General features: G+C 71.2%; 18 protein-coding genes and 2 riboswitches. Of the genes, 9 read left to right on the top strand and 9 right to left on the bottom strand.

The annotated features are described in order from the left end of the window. Positions 1-130: 130 nt before the first annotated feature. The gene (locus tag ACO03V_RS04980) at positions 131-541 is read right to left on the bottom strand and encodes a glucose-6-phosphate dehydrogenase (RefSeq protein ID WP_367726431.1); all 411 of its coding nucleotides are present in this window, start codon (positions 539-541) and stop codon (positions 131-133) included. Positions 542-869: 328 nt separating this feature from the next. Here ACO03V_RS04980 and ACO03V_RS04975 point away from each other — a divergent pair, with 328 nt between their 5' ends. Both ACO03V_RS04975 and ACO03V_RS04970 read left to right on the top strand, forming a co-directional pair. Beyond that, entirely contained in the window at positions 870-2294 is a 1425-nt protein-coding gene (locus ACO03V_RS04975) for an SPFH domain-containing protein (RefSeq protein WP_423136827.1), read from the top strand. A gap of 10 nt (positions 2295-2304) precedes the next feature. Further along, positions 2305-3147, top strand: a complete 843-nt coding sequence (locus tag ACO03V_RS04970; RefSeq protein ID WP_423136826.1) for a DNA-formamidopyrimidine glycosylase family protein — start codon at positions 2305-2307, stop codon at positions 3145-3147. A 134-nt stretch (positions 3148-3281) separates the two neighbouring features. On the opposite strand, the gene ACO03V_RS04965 is transcribed toward ACO03V_RS04970, so the two are convergent. Both ACO03V_RS04965 and ACO03V_RS04960 read right to left on the bottom strand, forming a co-directional pair. After that, positions 3282-3830 carry a type 1 glutamine amidotransferase domain-containing protein gene (locus ACO03V_RS04965; RefSeq protein WP_423136825.1) on the bottom strand — a complete coding sequence of 183 codons (549 nt, stop codon included), beginning with the start codon at positions 3828-3830 and terminating at the stop codon, positions 3282-3284. Between the two features lie 429 nt (positions 3831-4259). Continuing rightward, positions 4260-5732 (bottom strand): MDR family MFS transporter, encoded by a 1473-nt coding sequence (locus tag ACO03V_RS04960; RefSeq protein WP_423136824.1) that lies wholly within the window; start codon positions 5730-5732, stop codon positions 4260-4262. 232 nt (positions 5733-5964) lie between these two features. Here ACO03V_RS04960 and ACO03V_RS04955 point away from each other — a divergent pair, with 232 nt between their 5' ends. Further along, positions 5965-7899, top strand: a complete 1935-nt coding sequence (locus ACO03V_RS04955) for an ABC transporter ATP-binding protein (protein ID WP_423137122.1) — start codon at positions 5965-5967, stop codon at positions 7897-7899. A gap of 32 nt (positions 7900-7931) precedes the next feature. Here ACO03V_RS04955 and ACO03V_RS04950 read toward each other — a convergent pair whose 3' ends face one another. The 6 genes from ACO03V_RS04950 to ACO03V_RS04925 form a co-directional block, all read right to left on the bottom strand. Then, a complete protein-coding gene (locus tag ACO03V_RS04950) occupies positions 7932-8828 on the bottom strand; it encodes a glycosyltransferase family 2 protein (protein ID WP_423136823.1) in 897 nt (298 codons plus the stop codon). 294 nt (positions 8829-9122) lie between these two features. After that, on the bottom strand, positions 9123-10259 hold the full coding sequence (locus ACO03V_RS04945) for a cysteine desulfurase family protein (protein WP_423136822.1): 1137 nt from the start codon (positions 10257-10259) through the stop codon (positions 9123-9125). 4 nt (positions 10260-10263) lie between these two features. Further along, on the bottom strand, positions 10264-11118 hold the full coding sequence (gene nadC / locus ACO03V_RS04940) for a carboxylating nicotinate-nucleotide diphosphorylase (protein ID WP_367726439.1): 855 nt from the start codon (positions 11116-11118) through the stop codon (positions 10264-10266). Beyond that, positions 11112-12686 (bottom strand): L-aspartate oxidase, encoded by a 1575-nt coding sequence (nadB, locus tag ACO03V_RS04935; protein ID WP_423136821.1) that lies wholly within the window; start codon positions 12684-12686, stop codon positions 11112-11114. Before nadB ends, nadC begins: the two co-directional genes overlap by 7 nt. Then, positions 12683-14014, bottom strand: coding sequence for a quinolinate synthase NadA (gene nadA / locus ACO03V_RS04930; RefSeq protein ID WP_423136820.1), 1332 nt, complete (start codon positions 14012-14014; stop codon positions 12683-12685). The genes nadB and nadA overlap by 4 nt, the downstream gene beginning before the upstream one ends. Before the next feature lie 11 nt (positions 14015-14025). Next, positions 14026-14748 (bottom strand): NUDIX hydrolase, encoded by a 723-nt coding sequence (locus ACO03V_RS04925; RefSeq protein ID WP_367726442.1) that lies wholly within the window; start codon positions 14746-14748, stop codon positions 14026-14028. 118 nt (positions 14749-14866) lie between these two features. Here ACO03V_RS04925 and ACO03V_RS04920 point away from each other — a divergent pair, with 118 nt between their 5' ends. The 6 genes from ACO03V_RS04920 (at position 14867) to ACO03V_RS04895 (ending at position 20165) form a co-directional block, all read left to right on the top strand. Further along, positions 14867-16042 carry a MarP family serine protease gene (locus ACO03V_RS04920; protein WP_423136819.1) on the top strand — a complete coding sequence of 392 codons (1176 nt, stop codon included), beginning with the start codon at positions 14867-14869 and terminating at the stop codon, positions 16040-16042. A 72-nt stretch (positions 16043-16114) separates the two neighbouring features. Beyond that, entirely contained in the window at positions 16115-16453 is a 339-nt protein-coding gene (locus tag ACO03V_RS04915; protein ID WP_423136818.1) for a hypothetical protein, read from the top strand. Then, a complete protein-coding gene (locus ACO03V_RS04910; RefSeq protein WP_423136817.1) occupies positions 16447-18198 on the top strand; it encodes a hypothetical protein in 1752 nt (583 codons plus the stop codon). The genes ACO03V_RS04915 and ACO03V_RS04910 overlap by 7 nt, the downstream gene beginning before the upstream one ends. Continuing rightward, positions 18191-18688, top strand: a complete 498-nt coding sequence (locus tag ACO03V_RS04905; protein ID WP_423136816.1) for a hypothetical protein — start codon at positions 18191-18193, stop codon at positions 18686-18688. Before ACO03V_RS04910 ends, ACO03V_RS04905 begins: the two co-directional genes overlap by 8 nt. Positions 18689-19174: 486 nt before the next feature. Next, on the top strand, positions 19175-19591 hold the full coding sequence (locus tag ACO03V_RS04900; RefSeq protein WP_423136815.1) for a hypothetical protein: 417 nt from the start codon (positions 19175-19177) through the stop codon (positions 19589-19591). Positions 19592-19751: 160 nt separating this feature from the next. Further along, positions 19752-20165: a hypothetical protein gene (locus tag ACO03V_RS04895; protein WP_423136814.1), complete on the top strand. Its 414-nt coding sequence runs from the start codon at positions 19752-19754 to the stop codon at positions 20163-20165. 67 nt (positions 20166-20232) lie between these two features. Next, positions 20233-20327: riboswitch (glycine riboswitch) on the top strand. Continuing rightward, positions 20328-20431: riboswitch (glycine riboswitch) on the top strand. The last annotated feature ends 17 nt before the right edge of the window (positions 20432-20448 follow it).

Below are 20448 nucleotides of genomic sequence, written 5' to 3'. Positions count from 1 at the left end.
CCGGGGCGGCTCCGGCTCGACCCCGTCGTGGCGACCTCGGCTCGACCCTGTGGCCCTGGTGGTGCGGACCGGGCACGACGCAGACCGCCCCGACGCTGTCGCGCCGGGGCGGTCGTCGGAAAGACGCGGGTCAGACGACCTGCGCGCCGCACATCCCGCAGTCGCCGCCCGCCGAGACCTCGACGAAGCAGTCCGGGCACATGGCGCGCGTCGGCCGGTCGGTGATCGGGGTGGGCTTCGGGGTGGTCGTGCGGCTCTCGGCGCGCGGGGCGCGGGACCGTGCGGCCTTGAGCGGGACCGGCGCCGGCGCGGGCGGCGGTGCGACGGCGGGCTTGTGGTCCGCGCAGTAGAAGCGGACGAAGCCGCCGTGGTGCTTCGGGTGACGGTGCTTGACCGCCCACAGCTCGGTGCGCGGGCGCAGCTCGCTGTCGGCACCGCACGCGACGCAGCGCGTGGGCTCACCGGGGACGACATCGGCGACGAGAACGGGGACGTCGAAGCCGAGGGCGTCCCGCCAATCCTGCGACGAGACGATCTTCATGGGGGACCCTTCTTCGGCGGTTCGGGCCGCCTCGACATCAACGGTACGCGCTGCACCGCGCCTCGCGCGCGTGCGGAGCGGACGAGTTCGCCCGCACGTCACGGGGAGTGCCACGTCAGGGAGGAACGGCCGCGTCACGGAGGGCGCTGACTTACCGCAGATGTACGCCGAAACCCCGCTGGTCGTACATCTGCGCCACGTCACGGGGGAGAGGGGCGTCGCGGGGAGGCGGGTTGTGCCGGGGGACTGGACAGGGTGTCACAGGCGCCAGATAGGTTGGAGAGGATTCCCCCCGCGTCGCCCCGGTGGCGCCCGTCGAAGGAGAACCATGGAACTCGCCGCCCTCGGAGGCATCGGTCTGATCGTCGGCATCGGTGTCGTCGTCATCGTCGTCATCCTGTTGATCGTGATGGCCCTCATCCGCGGGTGGTACCGCGTCGCCAAGGCCGATGAGGCCCTGGTCATCGTCGGCAAACGCCAGAAGGCCGCCGACGGGGGATCGTCGCGCATCACCGTCATCACCGGCGGGGGCGCCATCGTCAACCCGCTCACGCAGCGCGGCGAGATGATCTCGCTGCGCGCCCGCCAGATCAAGATGGAGCCGACGGCGCAGTCCTCCAACGGCGTGACGGTGAACGTGTCGGGTGTGGCGCTGGTGAAGATTGGCTCCGACCCGGAGTCGGTGCGCCGCGCCGCGGAGCGGTTCGCCTCGCAGGACAAGGCCATCGAGCAGTTCACGACGGAGCAGCTCGAGGGGGCGCTGCGCGGCGTCGTGGCGACGCTGACGGTCGAGGAGCTCATGCGGGACCGGCAGCGCCTGTCGGACCAGATCGCGGAGGGCATCAAGGGCGACCTGTCGTCGCAGGGTCTCATCCTCGACTCGTTCCAGATCCAGGGCATCACCGACACCAACGGGTACATCTCGGCCCTCGGTGCCACGGAGGTCGAGCGCGTGAAGCGCGAGGCGGAGGTCGCGCGGATCAATGCCGTGCGCGAGATCCGTGCGCGCCAGATCGCCACCGACGAGGCCAACCTGATCGAGCAGACGAAGCTCGACAAGAACAGCGCCGCCGCGAAGGCCGAGGTCGGTCGCGCCAACGCCGAGGCCGAGCAGGCCGAGGCCCTGACCCGTGCCGAGCGTCGGCAGGCGGTGCTCCAGCAGGAGGCGCAGAACACCCAGGCGCGCCTGGAGTCCGAGGTCAGCCGCGTCGCCGACGCCGACCTCTACCAGCGCCAGAAGGACGCCGACGCCGAGGCCTACTCTCAGATCAAGGCCGCGCAGGCACGCGCGGAGATCGCCGAGCAGGAGGCCGCCGCCGTGCGCGTGCGCGCCGAGGCCGATGCCGAGGCAGTGCGTCTCGCCGGTGAGGCCCGGGCGTCCGCGATCCGCGCCGAGGCCGACGCCTTGTCGCAGAACCAGGAGGCGCTGCTCGCCCAGCGCGCGCTCGAGGCCCTCGTGCCGATGATGGCCGAGTTCGCGAAGGGGTACGACCGCGTGGGCTCCGTGACGGTCCTCGGCGGCGAGGGCGCCAGCGGGCATCTCGCGACCGAGTCCGCCACCGGCCTCCGCTCCTCGTTCGAGGCGGTGCGCGCCGCCACGGGCATCGACCTGACGCAGATCATCCAGGGCCGCGCGGTCGCCGACGCCTTCGCCGAGACGACGCGGCGTCCGGCCGGCGGTACGTCCGCCGAGCCGCAGTGGCCCGCGCCGGCGGCATCCGCCGAGGGTGCCGACGCGCCGCCCGAGAGCTGACGGCCCGCTCATGCCCGAGGCACCCGAGGTCGAGGCGCTCGCTCTGTTCCTCCGCGAGCGCCTCCGCGGACACGCCGTCGTCTCCGTCGAGCTCGCCGAGTTCCGCGCCCTCAAGACGCGTCCGCGTCCCCTCGACGAGCTCGTCGGCCGGACCGTGACGGCCCTCACGCGGCACGGCAAGCACATCGACGTGGACCTCGACGGCACCCACCTCGGCATCGGCTTCGGCCGCGCGGGCTGGGCCACCTGGTCCGACGACGGCGAGGTCGAGGCGCCGGTCACGGCGGATGGCCGCACGGCCGCCGTGATCGCCCGGATCGCCTTCGACCATGGCACGCTCGGCATCACGGACGCCGGGGAATGGCTCTCGGTGCAGCTGCACGTGGTGGACGCGCCCGAGGACGTCCCGTCGGTGGCGAAGCTCGGTCCCGACGCGGCGTCGCCGTCGTTCTCCCGGGAGGCCCTCGCGCACGCCCTCGGGCGGCGGCGCAAGCAGCTCAAGGCCCTCCTGCAGGAGCAGGAGTCCCTCGCCGGCATCGGCAACGCCTACTCGGACGAGATCCTGTACGCCGCCCGCCTCTCGCCCGTGGCGCACGCGGCTACACTGACCGAGGACGACATCACCCGTCTGCATGCGGCTCTGCACGACGTGATGGGTGCGGCGGTCCTCGCGCGGAGAGGCGTCCCGATCGCCGAGCAGAAGGCGGCGAAGGTCGCGTCGATGCAGGTCCACGGCCGCGCGGGGGAGCCGTGCCCGGACGGTGACGGCACGATCCTCGACATCCCCGGGACCAAGGGCGGCGGGCAGTACTGCCCGGGCTGTCAGACCGGCGGCGTCCCGCTCCCGGGCTGACGGGCGCCCGCGGCTCGCTCGAACCCCGGCCCCCCGCTCGTGCCGGGGCGGGCGGACGCCCGCGAGAGGGCGGGCACCCGCGGCGGACAGACGGAAGCCCCGGGCCGGGGCCCGGGGCTTCGACGAGGGAGAACTCAGGCGGTCTGGCCGGAGTGCGTGCCCTCCGCGACCTCCTCGACGAGCTTCGCGTTGAACGCCGGCAGGTCGTCGGGGTTGCGGCTGGAGACGAGGCCCTGGTCGACGTGGACCTCCTCGTCGACCCACGTGGCCCCCGCGTTGCGCAGGTCCGTCTGCAGGGTCGGGTAGCTCGTGAGGGTACGGCCCTTCAGGACGTCGGCCTCGGTGAGGATCCAGCCGCCGTGGCAGATGACCGCCACCGGCTTGTGCTGGTCGAAGAAGTCGCGGGCGAAGGACACGGCGTCCGTGACGATGCGGATGTCGTCGGCGTTCTGCACGCCGCCGGGGAGCACGAGGGCGTCGAAGTCGCCGGCCGACGCGCGGGAGACGGCGAGGTCGACCTTCTGCTCGTGACCCTTCTCGCCGGTGACCGAGCCCTCGCTCGGCGAGACGAGGACCGCCTCGGCGCCGGCGCTGGTCACGGCCTCCCACGGGCTGGTCAGCTCGCTGTCTTCGAAGCCGTCGGTGAGCAGGAACGCGATGCGCTTTCCGTTGAGATCGGCCATGAGGAACCACTCCTTCTCGTTGCGGGGATCACTCCACGCTAGGAACAGCGATGACGCGCTTCGCGGGGGTTGCGGATGCCGCGGACGCCCGGTAGCGCGGGCGATCGAGCCGGAGAAGGCCGCGGCCCTCGGCCGCACGCGCAGGCGTAGCATGGAGCGCATGTCCGGTGACAGTACGCCCGATGCTCCGACCGCCTCCACGACGCTTCTGCCGCTCCTGGGGGCTCCGGTCGACACCGACGACGAGGCTTCGGAAAAGGCCGCGTCCCGCTGCTGCGGCGGCGGATCCTGCACCTTCGGCTGAGACACGTCTCTCCGGCGTCACTCCCGCCGAGTCGCTGAGCCGGGGGCCATGGCCCTCCGGGTCAGTGCCCGCCCGGCTTCTCAGCCCTCCGGCTCAGCGCCCGACGGGCGCCGTAGCCCTCCGGCTCAGTGCCCGACGGGGGCCGGTGCGCCGACCTGGTCGGCGGGCTTGCGGATGACGAAGGCTCCGACGATCAGCGGCAGCGACACGATCGCCGCGATGAGGAAGGCGACGCGCGTCCCCGCGGCATCCCCCTCCACGCCGCTTCCCGCCGATGCGGACACGGTCGACATCACGGTCACCAGCAGGGCGATGCCCGCGGCGCCCGCGACCTGCTGCACGGTGCCGACGACCGCGGAACCGTAGGAGTAGAAGCGCGGCTCGAGCGATCCGAGCGACGCCGTGAACAGCGGTGTGAACGACAGGGCGAGGCCGATCATGAGGATCGTCTGCGCCACGACGAGGAACGCGAACGGCGTCGAGGTGCCGACGGTCGTGAAGAACCACAGCATTCCGCTCGTGATGAACGCCCCGGGGACGAGAAGGATCTGCGTCCCGAAACGGTCGTAGATGCGCCCGATGACCGGTCCGGCCAGACCCATCGCCAGGGACCCGGGGAGCACGGCGAGGCCCGTCTCCAGCGGGCTGCGGCCGAGGACGTTCTGCAGGTACAGCGGGAGCAGCGTGATCGCGCCGAAGAAGGCGAGCGACATGACGCCCAGCTGCGCGACCGACAGCGAGAAGTTGCGCGACCGGAACACGCGGAGGTCCAGCAGGGCGTTGTCGGCGCGCTGCAGGCGCAGCTGACGCCACACGAAGAGGGCGAGACCGACCACACCGACTGCGAGCGCCAGGACCAGGGGCAGCGCGGACGTGGCTGCCGCGGCATCCATCCCCTCCCCGCCGTGCCCGCCGATCTGGCTCAGGCCGAAGACGAGCCCGCCGAAGCCGAAGGCGGAGAGGATGACGGACGGGATGTCGATCGGGGCGGCGCTGGTCTCGCCGACGTTGCGGATCCACCGGGCGCCGATGAACAGGGCGACGAGGGCGATGGGGAAGACGATGCCGAAGATCCAGTGCCACCCGAGGGTCTCGAGCACGATGCCCGACATGGTCGGACCGATCGCGGGCGCGAGGGCCATCACGATGCTGACGCGCCCCATCATGCGGCCGCGGTGCTGCGGCGGGACGATCGTCATGAGCGTGGTCATCAGCAGCGGCATCATGATGGCCGTGCCGGAGGCCTGGATGACGCGAGCGCCGACGAGCACCTCGAACCCGGGGGAGAGGAACGCCACGAGCGTGCCGGTGGAGAACAGGCTCATCGCCGTGATGAACACCTGACGCGTCGTGAACCGGCGCAGCAGGAACCCGGTGATCGGGATGACCACGGCCATCGTCAGCATGAACGCCGTCGTCAGCCACTGGGCCGACACGGCGGTGATGCCGAGATCGCGGATGAGGAACGGGATCGCGACGTTCATCGTCGTCTCGTTCAGGATCGCCACGAACGCGGCGGTGAGCAGCAGCCAGATGACGCGGCTCTGTTCCGGCGTCACACCCGTCGAGGTCGAGGGAGAGGTCACGGTCGCAGCCATGGCGAGGTCCTTGTCGTGCGGGGGGAGACGCCACGAGCGTGGCAGAAGGGGGGAACGCCGGGAACGTTCAGCCCATTCCCAGAATCGGGAAGATTCCTGGATGCCGCCCCCGCGAACCCCCGAGCATACTGCGTGCCCCGCCGCCCCGACAGGGCGGTGCCGGCCCGTCCGAGCGCGTCCGACCAGGGCGCGCCGCGGTGTCGGTGGGCGGACGTAGGCTTCCCCCATGAGCATGGGCGGGGTCGGCGGCAGCATGTTCCGCGGTGTGGACGCCGAGTCCCAGCGGCGTCGCAACGCGCAGGCGCCGCGGGTGCCCGACCTGGGCCGCCGGGTGGTCGCGCTGTTCCAGCCCTACCGCTGGCGGATCCTCGCCACGGCCGTGCTCGTCGTCGTCGGGGCGGCGGTGGCCGTCATCCCGCCGCTGCTGGTCCAGCGCATCTTCGACGACGCGCTGTTCCCGGTGGACGGCTCCGCGCCCGACCTGCGGCTGCTCGCCCTGCTCGTGAGCGCGATGATCGTCCTCTTCCTGCTCTCCGCGGTGCTCAACGTCGCGCAGACGTGGTTCACCGCGACGGTCGGCAACCGGGTCACGGGCGATCTGCGGGTGCGCCTGTTCGACCATCTGCAGCGGATGGAGCTCGCGTTCTTCACCCGGACGAAGACCGGCGTCATCCAATCCCGCCTGCAGAACGACGTCGGCGGCGTGTCGAGCGTCCTCACCAACACCGTGACGAGCATCCTCGGCAACGCCGTCACGGTCATCGCCTCGCTCGTCGCCATGATCCTGATCGACTGGCGTCTGACCCTCATCGCCGTCGCGCTCATGCCGTTCCTGATCTTCGTGCAGCGCCGGGTCGGCCAGGTCCGCGCCCGCATCGCGGGGGAGACGCAGGAGTCGCTGTCGGAGCTGTCGGCGATCACGCAGGAGACCCTGAGCGTGAGCGGCATCCTGCTCTCGAAGTCCTTCAACCGTCAGCGCACGGAGTCGGCGCGCTTCGACGCCGAGAACGACAACCAGGTGCGTCTGCAGGTGCGGCGGGCGATGAGCGGCCAGGGATTCTTCGCCGTGGTCCAGGTGCTGATGTCGAGCGTGCCGGCCGTCATCTACTTCGTGGCGGGGTATCTCGTCAGCGGCGGCGCGGGCGGCATCACGGCCGGCACCATCGTGGCCTTCACCACCGTGCAGGCCCGGCTGCTCATGCCGCTCATGGGGCTCATGCGCGTCGCGCTCGACGTGCAGACGTCGTCGGCCCTCTTCGCCCGCATCTTCGAGTACCTCGACCTGACGCCGGCCATCACGGACGCGCCCGACGCGGCGACGGTCGCGGCGGCGCCGGGTCCGCTCGGCAAGGTGGAGTTCCGGGACGTCGTCTTCCGGTACCCGGACGCGCCGCCGCAGGCGCGGGCGACGCTCGACGGCGTCTCCTTCACGGTCGAGCCCGGACAGCACGTCGCGTTCGTCGGGCCCTCGGGCGCGGGCAAGACCACCATCCTCTACCTCACGCCCCGCATGTACGAGGCGGTGGGCGGGCAGGTGCTGTTCTCAGGCGCCGACGTGCGCACTCTCGAGGCGGCATCCATCATCGACAGCATCGGCATCGTGTCGCAGGAGACGTATCTCTTCCACGCGACCGTGCGGGACAACCTGCGGTACGCCAAGCCGGACGCCACCGACGACGAGATCGAGCAGGCCTGCCGGGCGGCGAACATCCACCACGTGATCGCTGGCTTCGAGGCCGGGTATGACACCGTCGTGGGCGAGCGCGGATACCGGCTCTCCGGCGGCGAGAAGCAGCGCATCGCCATCGCGCGGGTGCTGCTGAAGGACCCGCCGGTGCTGCTGCTCGACGAGGCGACCAGCGCGCTCGACACCGTGTCCGAGCGCATCGTCCAGGAGGCGCTCGAGACCGCGTCGCACGGCCGGACGACGCTGTCGATCGCCCACCGCCTGTCGACGGTCGTCGGCGCCGATCGCATCCATGTCGTCGATGCCGGCCGCATCGTCGAGTCGGGCACGCACGCGGAGCTCCTCGCCGCCGATGGGTTGTACGCCAGCCTCGCGGCGGAGCAGTTGGCCGCGACCCAGGTGTTCGTCGAGGAGGTGCGGGCGACGGCCGGGGCGGGCCGCCCGGCGCTGCCGTCGCGCCGCGGCGACGAGGCCCCGTAGCTCCGGGCTGCGGCGTGGGCGGACCCGGCGGGTCAGGCCGGCAGGGTCTCGACGAACGCCTGGAGGGCGATCCGGTAGGCCGGGTCGGGATGGGTCTCGGCGATCCGCAGGAGCGGCGGCAGGTCCAGCCGGCGGATGAGCGCGCCCCGCGCGCGCACGGCCTCGTCCGCGCCGGCGGAGCGCAGCACGGCGACGCCCTCGCCCAGGGCCTCGAGGTAGTCCCGCAGGACGTCGACCTCGGACAGGCGCTGCGTGATGGACCCGCCCCCGCGCCGCTCCCGCCACTCCACGATCACGTCGGGGATCACGTCGAAGGTCCGGGCGAGCGTGTACATCCGCTGCGCGAGGATCTGGTCCTCGTAGTACCGCCCCTCGGGGAAGCGCAGCTCGTGCGCGTGCCAGAACGCGGTGCGGCTCACCTTGGACCACGCGACGATGTTCCCGGATGCCACCGGGTGCGCCGCGATGTCCGTCGCGATCCGGGCGGGGTCGGTGGCGGCCGCGACCCACGGCTGCACCGTCGAGGGCGTGTAGCCCGTGCCGGTGGCATCCGGTCGCAGGCGCACATACGCGCCGACGGCGAAGTCGCTGCCGCTGCCGGACAGCGTCGTGGTCAGACGTTCGAGGGCGGTGGGAGTGAGGCGGTCGTCCGCGTCGAGGAAGCCGAGGTACGGGGTCTGCACGAGGGCGAGGCCGCTGTTGCGGGCGGCACCGAGACCGCGCTGGACGTCATGGCGCACGAGCCGGAACCGCGGGTCGGCCGCCGCGGCATCCGCGAAGATCTCCCGCGTGTCGTCGGTGGACGCGTCGTCGACGAGGACGGCGGTCCACTCGTCGTGGGTCTGCGCCCGGAGGGAGTCGAGCGCTTCGAGCGCGTACTCGGCGACGTCGAAGCCGGGGACGATGACGGTGACCGCGCGGGAGCTCACCCGCGCGATCCTACGCGGACCCCGCCGGCGTTCTGCGAATCCCGTGTCCCACTTCGTGCAGCTCCGGGCCGCTGGATCTGCACATTGTGGGACACGCCGGTCGGGGGTCCGCTGGTAAGAGCGCCGGTGTCCCACTTTGTGCAGCTCCGGGCCGCTGGATCTGCACATTGTGGGACACGCCGGTCGGGGGTCCGCTGGTAAGAGCGCCGGTGTCCCACTTTGTGCAGCTCCGGGCCGCTGGATCTGCACATAGTGGGACATACCGGTCGAACACCAGCAGAGCGGAACCTCGGCTTACGCGGACTGCACGGCGGCGACGGAGGCCGCCACGGCGTCGGCCACCGGGCGGAGGTCGTCGCGCAACCCGTGCGGCAGGGTGAACCGCACCGCCGTGCGGGCGTCGTCGTGCGCGATGCCGAGGGCGAGCAGGACGTGTGACGCCTCGTCGCTCCCGGCCGCGCAGGCCGAGCCGCTCGATGAGACGACGCCGCGGCGTTCCAGCTCCAGCAGGACCGTCTCGCCGTTGACCCCGGGGAAGACGAAGCTGGCCGTCCCCGGGAGCCGTCGGGTGGGGTGTCCGGTGAGTCGCGCGCCGGGCACGAGGGTGCACACGCGGGCGATGAACGCGTCGCGGATCGCGCTGACGCGTTCGGCCTCGGCGACCCGCTCGCCCTCTGCGAGCTCGAGGGCCGTCGCGAGCGCCACGGCGCCGGCGACGTCGGGGGTGCCGGACCGCCGTCCGCCCTCCTGCCCGCCCCCGTGGAGGAGCGGCTCGAGGGGGACGCGTCCCCGCACCGCGAGGATGCCGGTGCCTTTCGGAGCGCCGATCTTGTGGCCGGCGATGGTGAGCGCGTCGGCGCCGAGATCCGCGAGGGGGAGCCAGCCGGCCGCCTGCACCGCGTCGACGTGGACCGGTACGCCGCGCTCGTGCGCGACCGCCGCGAGGGCGGCGACGTCCTGCACCGTGCCGACCTCGTTGTTGGCGTAGCCGACGCTCACCAGGGCGGTGTCGTCCCGGAGCGCGGCCGCCAGCGCGGCGGGGGTCAGCACGCCGTCACCGTCGACGGGGGCGTGGGTCACGTCGAACCCGTGCAGGCGGTGGAGGTAGTCGGCCGAGGCGAGGACGGACTCGTGTTCGATGGCCGTGGTGACCACGTGACGTCGCCCACGCGGGAGGGCGCCCAGGGCGATGCCCTTGACCGCCGCGTTGTTGGACTCCGTGCCGCCCGAGGTGAACAGGACGTCCCGCGTGCGCATCCCCAGCACGGCCGCGACGCGGGTGCGGGCGTCCGCCAGTGCGGTCGCGGCCGCCTCGCCCACCTCATGCGTGCTCGACGGGTTGCCGAACCAGCGGGTGAGGTACGGCGCCATGGCCTCCAGCACCTCGCGGCGGACCGGGGTGGTGGCGGCGTTGTCGAGGTAGAGAGTCATGCCCTCAGACCGTGATGCGGACGTCGAGACCGAGGTCGAGGGCGGGTGCGGAGTGCGTCAGCGCCCCGACGGAGATCACGTCGACCCCCGTCTCGGCGATCGCCCGCACGGTCTCGAGGGTCACGCCGCCGGAGGCCTCGACCTGGGCGCGGCCGGCGATGCGTTCGACGCCGGCGCGGAGGTCGGCGAGCGAGAAGTTGTCCAGCATGATCGTGTCGACGCCGGCCGCGAGCACCGCGTCGATCTGGTCGAGGCGGTCGACCTCGACCTCGACGTGGGTGGTGTGCGGGAGCCGGGCGATCGCGCTCTGCAGCGCCTGCGTGACGGGAACCCCGCTCGCCGTGAGGACGGCGAGGTGGTTGTCCTTGGCCATGACGGCGTCCGACAGCGAGTACCGGTGGTTGTGCCCGCCGCCGTCGCGGACGGCCTGGCGCTCGATCATCCGTAGGCCGGGGGTGGTCTTCCGCGTGTCGACGATGCGGGCGCCGGTGTGCTCGACCTCGGCGACGTAGCGGCTCGTCAGCGTCGCGATGCCGGACATGCGCTGCACGAAGTTCAGCCCGATCCGTTCCGCGGTCAGCACGGCGCGCGCGGGACCGGACACGACCGCGAGCACGTCGCCCGCCGCGAAGACGGCCCCGTCCGCCACGCTCAGGCGCACGTCGACGAACGGGTCGGTGAGCGCGAAGGCGGCCGCGAACACGGCACCGCCGCTGAAGACGCCGGGCTCCCGGGCGACGAGATCGGCCTGGGCGGTCGCGTCCGCCGGGATGAGCGCCTCGCTCGTCAGGTCGCCCCACGGCGCGTCCTCCTCCAGGGCGGCGGCGACGACACGGTCGATGGCGGTGCGGGTCAGCATGCGAAGGCCTCCGAGGGCGAGGGGATGGATGCCGCGGACGTGCGCCCCGCCGCGGCGGTCGCGGGGGCGTCGGAGCGGAAGTGCGCGCCGACCGAGCCGGTCCGCGCGCGGGCGGCGTCGACGACGTGCGCCGCCACGAGGAGGAGGTTGTCGTCCTCGAGCGAGGACGGGGCTCCGGCGGCCCGCCATGCCGCGAGGATCCCGGCCGCGCGGTCGAGTCCGTCGCCGTCGCGGATCAGCCCGGCGGCGTCCCACAGCAGCTGCTGCAGCGTCTCGCGCGAGAACGGCGGCGCGTCGGCGCTCGGCGCCACGGGCTCCGGAGCCGGCAGCCCGACCGCGGGCACGACGGGCCACCCGTCCGAGACCGATCGCCCGGCGGCATCCCCGGGCCACCCGTCCGAGACCGGTCGCCCGGCGGCATCCCCGGCCCGCGCCCCGAAGACGGCCCCCTCGAGGAGGGAGTTGGATGCCAACCGGTTCGCGCCGTGCACGCCCGTCCGGGCGGTCTCGCCCACGGCGTAGAGACCGGGGATCGTGGTCCGGCCGTCGAGGTCGGTGACGACACCGCCCATGAGGTAGTGCGCGGCGGGAGTGACAGGAATGGGGGCGCGGCTCCAGTCCAGACCCCGCGCCCGGACGGCCGCGTCGATCGTGGGGAAGCGGGAGGCCAGCCGTTCCGCGCCGAGGGCCGTGGCGTCCAGGCGGACGGGGCGGCCGTCCTGAGCGGCCATCGCGCGCGCGTTGGCGCGGGCCACGACGTCGCGCGGGGCCAGCTCCCCGTCCGGGTGGGCGTCGAAGGCGAAGCGGCGGCCGTCGTCGTCGACGAGGACGGCCCCGTCGCCGCGCACCGCCTCGGAGACGAGGAAGGGCTCGCCGACGGCGAGGGCGGTCGGGTGGAACTGCACGAACTCGAGGTCCGCGACCGCGGCGCCGGCGCGGATGGCCGCGGCGATGCCGTCGCCCGTGGCTCCGGCCGGGTTCGTCGTGTGCGCGTAGAGCTGCCCCGCTCCGCCGGTGGCGAGGACGACGGCATCGGCCCGGAGCTCGGTTGTCGCTCCATCCACGACGAGGGTCACGCCCGCGACATGTCCGTCGACGACGAGGAGGTCCCGGAGGGCGGCGTGCCCCCGCACCTCGATCCCGGCCGCGCGCACCGCCGTGCCGAGTGCGCCTTGAATCTCCGCACCGGTGGCGTCGCCGCCCGCGTGCAGGACCCGCGGCATCCCGTGGGCGGCTTCGAGCCCCCGGGCGAGGTCTCCGCCCGCGGTCCGGTCGAACGCGACCCCCCGACGGACGAGCTCGTCGATCCGGTCCGGGCCGGCGGAGACCAGCACGTGGACGGCGGCGTCGTCCGCGAGTCCCGCGCCGGCCCGCAGCGTGTCGGCGGCGTGGGCGTCGACGGAGTCGCCGGGGGAGGTCACCGCGGCGATCCCGCCCTGGGCCCACCGCGTGTTGGTGTCGGCGAGGGCGCCCTTGGTGACGACCGTGACGTCGGCCCCGGCCTCATGCGCGTGCAGCGCGGCCGTGAGCCCGGCGATGCCGCTGCCGACGACGACGACGGTGGTCATTTCACGGCGCCGTGCGGCTGGGCGGCGAGCATGCGCTCGAGGGCGACGGTGGCGGGGTCGGCGACCGAGGACGGGACCGTGATGCGGTTGACGACCTCGCCGGCCACGAGCGACTCCAGGACCCAGGCAAGGTAGCCCGGGTGGATGCGGTACATGGTGGAGCACGGGCAGACGACGGGATCGAGGCAGAAGATCTCGTGCTGCGGGTACTGTGCGGCCAGGCGCTGCACGAGGTTGATCTCGGTCCCGACGGCGAAGGTCGTCGGCTCGGTCGCCGCCGCGATGGCTTTGCGGATCACGTCGGTGGACCCGGCCTCGTCCGCGGCGTCGACGACCTCCATCGGGCATTCGGGGTGCACGATGACGCGCACGCCGGGGTGCTCGGCGCGCGCCTTGTCGATCTGGTCGACGGTGAAGCGGCGGTGGACCGAGCAGAAGCCGTGCCAGAGGATGACGCGGCTGTCGTCGATGGCCTCGGGCGAGGAGCCGCCGAGCGGTTTGCGCGGGTTCCACATCGGCATCCGGTCCAGGGGGACACCCATCGCCTTGGCGGTGTTGCGGCCGAGGTGCTGGTCCGGGAAGAACAGGACCCGACGGCCCCGCTCGAACGCCCACTCGAGGACGGTCCGCGCGTTCGACGAGGTGCACACGATCCCGCCGCGCCGACCGACGAAGCCCTTGATGGCGGCGCTGGAGTTCATGTAGGTGACGGGGATCACGGGGAGGAGGCCGGCGGCATCCGGGGTCTCCAGGTCGCCCAGCACGTCCGCGAGCTGCTCCCAGCACTCCTCGACCTGGTCGATGTCGGCCATGTCGGCCATCGAGCAGCCGGCCGCCAGGTTCGGCAGGATCACGGCCTGCTCGGGCCGGGAGAGCAGGTCCGCGGTCTCGGCCATGAAGTGGACGCCGCAGAAGACGATGGCCTCCGCCTCGGGACGGGACTTAGCGGCGCCGGCGAGCTGGAAGGAGTCGCCCACGTAGTCCGCGTGCCGGACGACCTCTTCGCGCTGGTAGAAGTGCCCGAGGACGACGACCCGGTCGCCGAGGGTGGCCTTGGCCGCGCGGATGCGGGCGTCCAGCTCCTCGTCCGAGGCCTCCCGGTACGCGGCCGGCAGCTCGCCCTGTCGCGGAGCGCCGGTGGGGATGACGTCACCCATCGAGGAGCCGGGACCGTAGCCCGGGCGGGTGTCGAAGTCCCACGGGCCGACGGCGAGGTCCGTCGAGCACGTGCTGTCCGTCGACGCGCCGGAGACGATCGCCTGGATGGCGTGGTCGACGGAGGGGTCGGTCGCCGGGCGGGACTGCAGGGTGAGGGGTGTCGCACTCATGGGTGTTCCGATCAAGGACGGGTGAGCGGGCCGCGATCGGCCAGCTCGACATCACGGTTGTAGCGGTACAGGCGGGCGGGACGGTGGCTGCCGGTACGGAAGCGCTCCGTCGGGATGAGGGTGTTCGAGGTGTCGACCTGACGACGGAAGTTCGCCGGGTCGAGGCGGCGGCCGAGGATCGTCTCGTTGACCTCGCGCAGGTCGGCGAGGGTGAACTCGTCCGGGAGCAGTCCGTGGGCGATCCGGCTGTAGCCGACCTTGTTGCGCAGACGCCACAGCGTGTACTCGACGATGTCGTTGTGGTCGAACGCCAGCGCGGGCAGCCGCGTCGCATCGAACCACTCGACGTTCTCGGGGGCGTCCCCGTCGCGGGCGTGCGCGGCGACCTGGGCATCGACCTCGTCGGCCCGCAGCAGCGCCCAGTACAGGATGGACACCACGCGAGTGGGGGAGCGGTCGACCGCGCCGAACGCATACAGCTGCTCCAGGTAGCTCGGCGTGAGTCCCGTCGTCTCGGCGAGGGTGCGGGATGCCGCGGCATCCAGGCTCTCGTCCGGCGCGAGCCATCCGCCGGGCAGTGCCCACCGGCCGCCGAACGGATCGCGCGTGCGGCGGACGAGGGGGAGCGACAGCACCGGGTCGTCGTGCTCCCCCCGGCGGACACTGAAGATCACGGTCGAGACCGCGACGCGGATGCCGTCGTCGCGGGTGGTGTCGAGCTCACTTCGTGTCATGGTGACCATATCTCCGCGACGATCTTAGTGTCATACCGACTCGAAGGGCAAAGCCTCGTCGCTCCGGCTGTCTCACAGGGGTGAGCCGTACGCTGGCCGGAGGACTCTGGAGGTGCGGATGCCGATCATCGACATCGCCCTGATCGCGCTGCTGGCGATCGCTTTCATCGTGGGCATCGCCCGTGGCTTCCTCGCCACGGTCGGCTTCTTCGCCGGTCTCGCCGTCGGCGGGATCGCGGCCTACTGGGTCACCCCGCTCGTCGCGCAGTACGTGACGGACCCGCAGTGGCGCGGCGCCGCCATCCTCGGCGCAGGCGTCCTGCTGCTGATCATCGGCGCCGGCATCGGCAGCGCCATCGGCCGCGCGGCGCGTCGCGGCGTCGACCGCATCAAGCTGCGCGTCCCCGAACGACTCCTCGGCGGGGCGATGAACCTGGCCGCCGGGGCGCTGGCCCTGTCCTTCATCGCGGGCGCGATCACGACCGCCGGCATGCCGGTCATCTCCGCCGCCCTCGCCTCGTCGACGGTCGTCCGCACCATCGACCGCATCACCCCGGAACCCGTGCGGGTCGCGCTCGCCGAGATCCGCGGAACGATCCTCGGCGACGGCATCCCGCGCCTGGGCGAGCTGATCGAGATCGGCGAGATCCCGACCGCCCCCGAGATCGCCCTCGACGACCCCGCGCTCACCCGGGCGGCGCAGTCCGTCGCCCGGATCAGCGGCACCGCCTACGCGTGCGGCATCACCGCCAGCGGGACCGGGTTCGTCGTCGCGGACGACCGCGTCGTCACCAACGCCCACGTCGTCGCGGGAGTCGACGTGCCGCTCGTCGAACTGCCGGGACAGGCCGCCCGCGAAGGCCGCGTCGTGTACTTCGACCCGAACGACGATCTCGCCGTGATCGCGGTGGACGGACTGGATGCCACCCCCCTGACGGTCGTCCCGACCCTCGGCGTCGGCGCGGCGGCGGTCGTGCAGGGCTATCCGTACGGCGGTCCGTTCACCTCCGGCAGCGCCCAGGTGCTGTCGGTGGGGACCGTGCCGGTGCCCGACATCTACGGCACGGCGACCGCTCCGCGCGACATCTACGCCCTCGGCGGCATCGTGCGACCGGGTAACTCCGGGGGACCACTGCTGACGCCGTCGGGTGAAGTCGCGGGTGTGGTCTTCGCCCGCAGCGAGAACGACGAGAACGTCGGCTACGCCATGACGACGACCGAGCTCGACCCCGTCCTCGCCCAGGCGGGCGCGCTCTCCGCGGCCGTTCCCTCCGGGAGCTGCACGACCGACTGAGCCGGTATCACCCGCGCGCCGCCGCTCCGCGTCTTCCCGGACTCGCCAGCCGGGGGTGCATACGGTCGCCGCGTGGATGAACGGTATGCGATCGACCCAGCGGGGTTCCTCGACCTCTCCTCCGTCGTGGCGAAGGGGCTCGACGAGCTGAGGCGGACGGTGGATGCCGCGCGCTCCGCGCTGCGCGACGTCGGCGAGGCGCTCTCCCGGGCGAACGGTCTCGCCGGCGCGTACGAGTCGCTGACCGGACCGGTGGGGCGCGGCTGCCGGGCGGCGGTCGAGCACGGGGGAGCGGTCCTGGGGGCGGCGCAGGAGGCGGTCGCCGCCTTCTGCCGGGCGGACGCGGAGATGGCGGCCGAAGCCACCCGGGGCGAGACGGCGAGCGGCGCGGATGGATGGCGTCCATGGTGACCTCTGCCGCCGACGTCCCGGACCTGCCGATAGATCCGCAGGCGCTGACCGCCGAGGTCGAGCGGCTGCGGTCCGGCGCGGCGGCCGTGCACGCGGCGTCCACGGATGTGTCGTCGGCGTGGAACGGTCTGCCCGCAACGGTCGAGTCGCCGCAGACCACCGAGCTGCTGTCGCAGATGCAGACCGTGCACGAAGCGATGACGGCGACAGTGGAGATGTCGGTGCAGGTCGCGGACATCCTCGACCAGGTGGCGGAGCAGATGCTGAGACTGAAGCAGCAGCGCGACCAGCTCGCTGGTGAGGTGGAGGCGCACCAACGGATGGTCGCTGCCCTGGACATCGACGAGGCTTCCCCGGGCGCCGGGACGGATCTCCAGGAACAGAGCCGGCACCTCCGTCGACAGATCGACGCCGTCATCGAGGAGGCCCGCTCGGACCTCGCGCGGCTCGGAGTGCCGCCGTGGGCGGTGGCGCGATTCGGCGACCGCGCCGTGACCGTCGGGCCACCGGTGCCGTTCGCGACGCGGGCGGCGGCGTTCACCGACGATACGACGTTGATCTACCTCGCGGCGCTCGCCGCGGGAGACGCCCGCCACGTCGAGGACCTTCTGCGCCGGCATCCGGAGTGGCGGGACCTCCTCGAGAACAAGCCGCCGTCCGCGGAGGCCGTCCGGCAGTGGTGGGACACGCTCGACGATCGCGCGCGCGCCGCGCTCGTGGCGGGGGCGCCGGAACTGGTGGGCGCGCTGGGCGGGGTCCCCCCGCTCGACCGCGTGGCCGCGAACCGGCGCAACGCCCAACGTCGACGCGCGGAGGCGGCGGCGGAGTTGGCCCGACTGGACGCGCCGGGGGAGTTCGAGCGGGACGCGGCGAATCTCGGACCGGACGCCGCCGAGACGGTGCGGGTCGAGCGGCGCGCCGCCGTCGACCGGCTCCGCGCGGAGATCGCGTACCTCGACCGCGTCGATAAGGGTGAGGTCCAGCTCTTCCTCTTCCGGCCCGAGGACGACGAGATCGTCGAGATGATCGGCACGCCCGGCCCCGACACGAAGCGCGTCCTGACGTACGTGCCCGGCACCTTCACCACACGTCATTCGTTCTATCGCAACGAGGTGCAACAGGTGGCGGGATGGATGGTGGGTCGTGGTGTCGTGGACGTTGCGTTCGTCTGGAAGGGGACCGAGTTCCCCGGCGACGACGAGAACTCCGGCATGACCGGGCAGGCCGCGGGCATCCTTGAGGCGAATGGGCAGGAACGGGCAGCGCCGGCGGCATCCGACCTCGCGGGCTTCCGGACCGAGCTGGACAGCGACGCGTCGTTGAAAGCCGCGAGTCAGATCGGCATGGGGCACAGCTGGGGGTTGGTCCCGCTCACCGGAAGCGAGGCGGCCGGGGTGCACTACGACCAGGTTCATTCGCTCGCCGGTGCGTGGGTCCCGCCGGACTGGACGGCGTCCGGGGGTACCGACTACTTCCACTGGAGCTACGTGGACGCGCTCTCGATGGCGCAGGATGTCCTGCCGGTAGGCGAGGGCCGCAATCCTGATACGAGTCAGAGCTTCGAGTCTCACGTGTTCGCGCGGCAGGGGGACTTCCGGGCATCCCTCGATGATCCGAATGTCCTGGATCCGGTCGGCATTCCAGCGACAATCCACCCGCTCTTCAACCACAACTTAATCGCCCAGGACAGCCCGTCGAACCTGCCAGCGCTGAATGAGATGCGTAGGAGAATTCTTGATGACTGATCGGAAATGGCTGGCTGTTGTATTCGTCACCGTGTCTTTCATCGTGACGCTCTCCGGATGTAACGGAAGGACGAACGTGAATGACGAATTGACCGTTTCGGATGCGAAAGCCTCCACTCAGGCGGTGGAGCGTGAAATCGTCGAGAGGCTGCCGGGTGAGTACGTGGGCACCATCGAGCAGCTGGCGGCCGGATCTTTCCTCAGTTGTGTGGACGGCAGTTACCTGTGGTCGGGTTTCATCCGGGCGCAGATCACCGGTGATCCGGACGCGGCCGCACTGCTCGACCCGGTAATGGCGGAGTTTGAAAACAGGAGGGGGTTTGAGGCGCAATACCGCGACAGCCTGGGCGACCGGGTTCTGGACATTTCAAACGAGGAAGGTGCATTGTGGATTGTTAGCTACGAACGGAGGCGTAGGGAATTGTCGGTCGATTCCGCTTCGGCTTGCTTTCATCTCCCCGACGAGATATGGCCAGGAGACAGTTACTGACCCGACACGCCTTCGGAACCGACGGATTTCGACGCCCCGACGACATCTGGCCGGGGAGTCCGTATTAACCGCGGGGCGGTCACAGGGAATGCGGCCGACGAGATTGCCCGTCTGGAGGGTCCGAGCGTGTTCGAGCGCGACGCGGCGCAGGTCGAACCTGACGCAGCCGCCACCGTGCAGGACGCAGGGCGCACCGCGCTCGAACGGCTCCGTCTGGAGCTCGTCCTTCGACTCGCATGTCTTCGATCTGCCTGGTGACTTCGCGGTCTTGTTCCAAGACCCCACGGTGCCTTACCCCACATTCGTGCCCCTCACGACCCATCCGCTCTACAACCACAACCTGATCGCGAGCAATAGCGAGGAGAACCTCGTCGCGCTCAATGAAATTTGGGGGGTGATCAAAAAATGAGGCGAGTATTGCCCTCCCTTGTCGTGACGATTGTGGGCCTGTCATTCATACTTTCAGGGTGCCTGAAGGAGCAATCCGTGGTGGACAATGACCTCACGGCTGACGAGGCGAAACAATCAACTCAATCGGTGGAGATTCTGATGGCCGACGCCATCCCGTTGCCTTTTGTCGATAATGTCGCGCAGAAACCGAAGGGGCTGTTCCTCTCCTGTGGTCGAGGCGGCCATTCCTGGACGGGTTCCCTTCGCGTCGAGATCATTGGAAACCCGGAGGCTGAGGAGGTGTTAGGCCCGGTCGTCGCCAAGTTCGCTGGCCGAGACGACTTCTCCACGTCGACGCGTGAGGCGCAGGGGGACGCCATCGTAGACGTCCGAAATGAAGAGGGGGGTCTCTGGATCGTGCGTTACCTGCGCGAAGATGGTCTCGTCGTGATTCACTCCGGATCGCCCTGCTTCCACCTCCCCGACGACATTTGGCCCGGCGACCACTATTGACCCGTTCTTCGCTTGAGTTGCAGGTATCGACGGGCCCCGCGTGGCTTCCGACAATGGGGGGCTCGTATTGAAACACGGAATCCCGGCTCGCTTCTCGGCTTTGGCGACAACTGTCCTGGCGGCGACGATTCTGTCGGCATGTGCACCCGGTGGGGCTCGCGTGAACGAGGATTTGGATGTCGCCGAGGCGAAGAGAGTGACGCAGGCCGTCGAGAATCAGATCGTCGACGCCGTACCCGCGCAGTTCGTCATCTCTCGTCATCAGATCGAGGCGGGCTCCTTCCTGAGCTGTGGTGACGGTGGTCACTCGTGGTCCGGGTTCGCTGCGGCGGAGATTGCCAATGACCCAGACCCCGGGGCTGTTCTCGACCCCATTGGAGCTGTTCTCGCTAGGCAATCGGGTTTCGCGACGGCATCTCGTGAGGATCAAGGCGACCAACTGCTCGACGTGCGGAGCGACGATGGCACGCTGTGGATCGTCCGCTACGACCGCGTCCGAGCAGAGCTTTCGGTCAACTCCTTCTCCGCATGCTTCTGCCTGCCCCACGACATCTGGCCGGGGAGCCCGTATTGACCGCGGGGCGGGGCTGTGAGCAGCGGCGACAGCCAGTAGGCTGAGCCGCACAAGTCCACACGGCCCCATGATCGATGCGGGAGAGCTCCGGCGAACGCAGCCGGGCACCGAAGGAGCAAGCCTCCCCGCCAATCTCTCAGGTACGCGTACCGCGTCGATCGGGCCACTCTGGAAAGAGACCCGGATGCACCTTCCCGGGTCCGCCGACGGTGAAAGCCGCGCGTTCCGCGCGGTGAAACTCTCAGGCCCATGACAGAGGGGGAGTTCACTCAGACGCCGCCCG

It is taken from the genome of Microbacterium sp. HMH0099 (assembly GCF_049384025.1).
Lineage (GTDB): Bacteria > Actinomycetota > Actinomycetes > Actinomycetales > Microbacteriaceae > Microbacterium.
This window is presented reverse-complemented; position numbering and strand designations above follow the sequence as displayed.

What these genes read in the sequence shown, in the direction of transcription:
- ACO03V_RS04970 (WP_423136826.1), top strand. Translation starts at nt 2,305, where the DNA reads ATGCCCGAGGCACCCGAGGTCGAGGCGCTCGCTCTGTTCCTCCGCGAG.
- ACO03V_RS04910 (WP_423136817.1), top strand. Translation starts at nt 16,447, where the DNA reads ATGGTGACCTCTGCCGCCGACGTCCCGGACCTGCCGATAGATCCGCAG.
- nadB (WP_423136821.1), bottom strand. Translation starts at nt 12,686, where the DNA reads ATGACCACCGTCGTCGTCGTCGGCAGCGGCATCGCCGGGCTCACGGCC.
- nadC (WP_367726439.1), bottom strand. Translation starts at nt 11,118, where the DNA reads ATGCTGACCCGCACCGCCATCGACCGTGTCGTCGCCGCCGCCCTGGAG.
- ACO03V_RS04920 (WP_423136819.1), top strand. Translation starts at nt 14,867, where the DNA reads ATGCCGATCATCGACATCGCCCTGATCGCGCTGCTGGCGATCGCTTTC.
- ACO03V_RS04975 (WP_423136827.1), top strand. Translation starts at nt 870, where the DNA reads ATGGAACTCGCCGCCCTCGGAGGCATCGGTCTGATCGTCGGCATCGGT.
- nadA (WP_423136820.1), bottom strand. Translation starts at nt 14,014, where the DNA reads ATGAGTGCGACACCCCTCACCCTGCAGTCCCGCCCGGCGACCGACCCC.
- ACO03V_RS04965 (WP_423136825.1), bottom strand. Translation starts at nt 3,830, where the DNA reads ATGGCCGATCTCAACGGAAAGCGCATCGCGTTCCTGCTCACCGACGGC.
- ACO03V_RS04945 (WP_423136822.1), bottom strand. Translation starts at nt 10,259, where the DNA reads ATGACTCTCTACCTCGACAACGCCGCCACCACCCCGGTCCGCCGCGAG.
- ACO03V_RS04905 (WP_423136816.1), top strand. Translation starts at nt 18,191, where the DNA reads ATGACTGATCGGAAATGGCTGGCTGTTGTATTCGTCACCGTGTCTTTC.
- ACO03V_RS04960 (WP_423136824.1), bottom strand. Translation starts at nt 5,732, where the DNA reads ATGGCTGCGACCGTGACCTCTCCCTCGACCTCGACGGGTGTGACGCCG.
- ACO03V_RS04925 (WP_367726442.1), bottom strand. Translation starts at nt 14,748, where the DNA reads ATGACACGAAGTGAGCTCGACACCACCCGCGACGACGGCATCCGCGTC.
- ACO03V_RS04955 (WP_423137122.1), top strand. Translation starts at nt 5,965, where the DNA reads ATGGGCGGGGTCGGCGGCAGCATGTTCCGCGGTGTGGACGCCGAGTCC.
- ACO03V_RS04980 (WP_367726431.1), bottom strand. Translation starts at nt 541, where the DNA reads ATGAAGATCGTCTCGTCGCAGGATTGGCGGGACGCCCTCGGCTTCGAC.